The 2,959-nt window shown below is 73.7% G+C and carries 3 protein-coding genes; 1 reads left to right on the forward strand and 2 read right to left on the reverse strand.

The window, feature by feature from the left end; genetic code table 11:
* Both SACSA_RS22950 and SACSA_RS0113835 read right to left on the reverse strand, forming a co-directional pair.
* On the reverse strand, nt 1-246 hold a 246-nt coding region (locus SACSA_RS22950), incomplete at its 3' end, for a DUF1707 SHOCT-like domain-containing protein (protein WP_019816501.1).
* A 71-nt stretch (nt 247-317) separates the two neighbouring features.
* The gene (locus tag SACSA_RS0113835) at nt 318-2,093 is read right to left on the reverse strand and encodes an acetyl/propionyl/methylcrotonyl-CoA carboxylase subunit alpha (RefSeq protein ID WP_019816502.1); all 1,776 of its coding nucleotides are present in this window, start codon (nt 2,091-2,093) and stop codon (nt 318-320) included.
* Between the two features lie 212 nt (nt 2,094-2,305).
* On the opposite strand from SACSA_RS0113835, the gene SACSA_RS26190 reads away from it, so the two are divergent.
* A partial coding sequence (locus SACSA_RS26190; RefSeq protein ID WP_198009068.1) for a hypothetical protein occupies nt 2,306-2,959 on the forward strand: 654 nt, incomplete at its 3' end.

Here is a 2,959-nt window from a genome sequence, read left to right on the forward strand (position 1 = left end):
GCGGTCGTCACCGGGGCCCTGGCGCGGTGCGGGCGTGGCGCGCCGCAACACGCCGGGCCGGGGATCGGGAAGGTCGGCGAAGAGCGGTTCGAGGTCGCGGCGCAGCTTGGCCGCGCTCACCCGGCCCGAGCGTTCCTCGAACTCGACCAGGTCGAGCCGCCCGCTGCGGACGTGCTCGCCGAGCGCGTCCAGTGCCTCCTGCCGCTCAGCGTCGCTGAGCCGGTACTCGGGTCGGTCGACGGCCACGGTGTCGATGGTAGGCGCCCGGCGGCGCCGGGGTGAACGGCTTCGTCGCCGTGGCGCGGTGCCGATCGCGGTCAGTCCGTGATCTCGGTGAGCACGGCGCCCTGGTTCACCGCGCCGCCCACCTCGGCGGTCAACCCGGTGACGGTGCCCGACTTGTGCGCGGTGACCGGGTTCTCCATCTTCATCGCTTCGAGCACGACCACCAGGTCTCCCGCCTCGACCCGCTGGCCCTCCTCCACGGCGACCTTCACCACCGTGCCCTGCATCGGGGCGGTGACCGCGTCGCCGCTCACGGCGGCCTTCGCACCGCCCCCGCGCTTGCGGGGCGCGGCCTTGCCGGACCCGGCCGGGTTCTGCCCGCCCCGCGCGAGGTCGGCGGGGAGCGAGACCTCCAGCCTGCGCCCACCGACCTCGACGACGACGGTGCTGCGGTCCTCGGCCTCGGTGCCGGCCTCCGCGGTGCCGGTGAACGGTTCGATGGTGTTGTCGAACTCGGTCTCGATCCAGCGGGTGTGCACGGAGAAGCCGGACTCGTCGCCGACGAAGGCCTTGTCGCGCAGGATCGTCCGGTGGAACGGCAGGACCGTCGGCAGTCCCTCCGCGACCATCTCGTCGAGGGCCCGCCGTGCGCGTTCGATGGCCTGGCGCCGGTCCGCTCCGGTGACGATGACCTTGGCCAGCATGGAATCGAACTGGCCCCCGATCACGCTGCCGCTCTCGACACCGGAGTCCACGCGCACGCCCGGACCCTCGGGGAACCGCAGCCGGGTGACCGTGCCGGGCGCGGGAAGGAAACCGCGGCCCGCGTCCTCGCCGTTGATGCGGAACTCCAGCGAGTGCCCGCGCGGGGCCGGGTCCTCGGTGAACGGCAGGGGCGCGCCCTCGGCGATGCGGAACTGCTCCCGCACCAGGTCGATGCCGGTGGTCTCCTCCGACACCGGGTGTTCGACCTGGAGGCGCGTGTTCACCTCGAGGAACGAGATCGTGCCGTCGTCACCGACGAGGTATTCGACGGTGCCCGCGCCGGAGTACCCCGCCTCGCGGCAGATCGCCTTCGCCGACGAGTGGATGATGTCGCGCTGCTCGTCGGTGAGGAACGGCGCGGGGGCCTCCTCGACCAGCTTCTGGTGCCTGCGTTGCAGCGAGCAGTCCCGCGTGCCGACCACGACCACGCCGCCGTGCTTGTCGGCGAGCACCTGCGCCTCGACGTGCCTCGGCCGGTCGAGGTAGCGCTCGACGAAGCACTCACCCCTGCCGAAGGCGGCCACCGCCTCCCGCGTGGCCGACTCGAACAGCTCCGGGATCTCCTCGCGGGTGCGGGCGACCTTGAGCCCCCGGCCGCCGCCGCCGAAGGCGGCCTTGATGGCCACGGGCAGTCCGTGCTCGTCGGCGAAGGCGAGGATCTCGTCGGCGTCGGCGACCGGGTCCTGCGTGCCGGGCACGAGGGGTGCGCCGGCCTTGAGCGCGATGTGCCGGGCCGTGACCTTGTCGCCGAGGTCGCGGATGGCCGCCGGGTCGGGGCCGATCCAGGTGAGGCCCGCGTCGAGCACGGCCTGGGCGAAGTCGGCGTTCTCGGACAGGAAGCCGTACCCGGGATGCACCGCGTCCGCGCCCGAGCGCGCGGCGACGTCGAGCAGCTTGTCGATCACCAGGTAGGTGTCCGCCGCGGTGGAGCCGTGCAGCGCGAACGCCTCGTCGGCCAGCCGCGCGTGCGGGGCGTCCCGGTCCGGGTCCGCGTACACGGCGACGCTGGCCAGTCCCGCGTCCTTCGCGGCCCGGATCACCCGCACCGCGATCTCTCCGCGATTGGCGACGAGCACCTTGCCGACGGGGGCTTCCTCGGGCACGCTTACCTCCTCGTTCGCTGCTCCCGCGTGAGTGTACGATTCCGCCGATTCCACCGGGCGAGAGAAGGCTCACGTCCGCTTCCCCCCGCGCTGGGGCGCCGCTGTCGGCCCGCCCCTCGGCGGTCGTGTCGGCATTCCACGCGGGAATCGTCGTGTCGAACTCCGACGCGCCGTCGTGGCATACCCTTTCGCGTGGCGAAGGGAGGTCGTCTGTGCGTCGGACGTCGCCGCCGCGGCCCGTGCTGATCACGGTGGTCGCGGCGTTGGTGGTCGCCGTGGCCGCGCAGGTGGCGGCCGCGCTGGTGACGCCGGAGTCCCCGGCGGGCGGCGAGCGGTCGCGGGAGGAGGCCGTGTGCGGTGGAAAGCGGTGCCGGGTGCTCGCGTCCACGGTGGTCAACGGGATGCTCGTCGAGCTGCTGACCGACCGGGCCGGCACGACCGGAACGCTGCGCGCGGGCGGTGCCGCCTCCCGCGCGGTCGGGACCACGCGCCTGCCCGCCCAGGGTGTGCGGCTCACGCACAACTCGTTGCGCTGTTCGGCGAGCCCCACCCCGGTGTGCCTGGTGCGGGGCCACAACCACGAGGGCATGGTGGGCGAGCTGCACCTGTGGCGGGGGGACGCCTGGGAGCGGCACCGGGAGACCTTCGTCTCCGGCGCCGGGATGGTCGTGCTGGACGACGTGCTCGCCGACCGGATGCCGGAGGTCGTGGTGGTGCGCCACCACTGCGGTGCGGACGTGGCCGACGGTGCCGACGGTGATCCGGGTGACGAGGATGCCGGGGACGGTCCGGGACGCGGTCCGAGCGACGGCGGGTCGTCCGACGGCCCCAGCGACGGCCCCAGCGACGGCCCTGACGACGGCGGC

The organism is Saccharomonospora saliphila YIM 90502, from assembly GCF_000383795.1.
Classification (GTDB): domain Bacteria; phylum Actinomycetota; class Actinomycetes; order Mycobacteriales; family Pseudonocardiaceae; genus Saccharomonospora; species Saccharomonospora saliphila.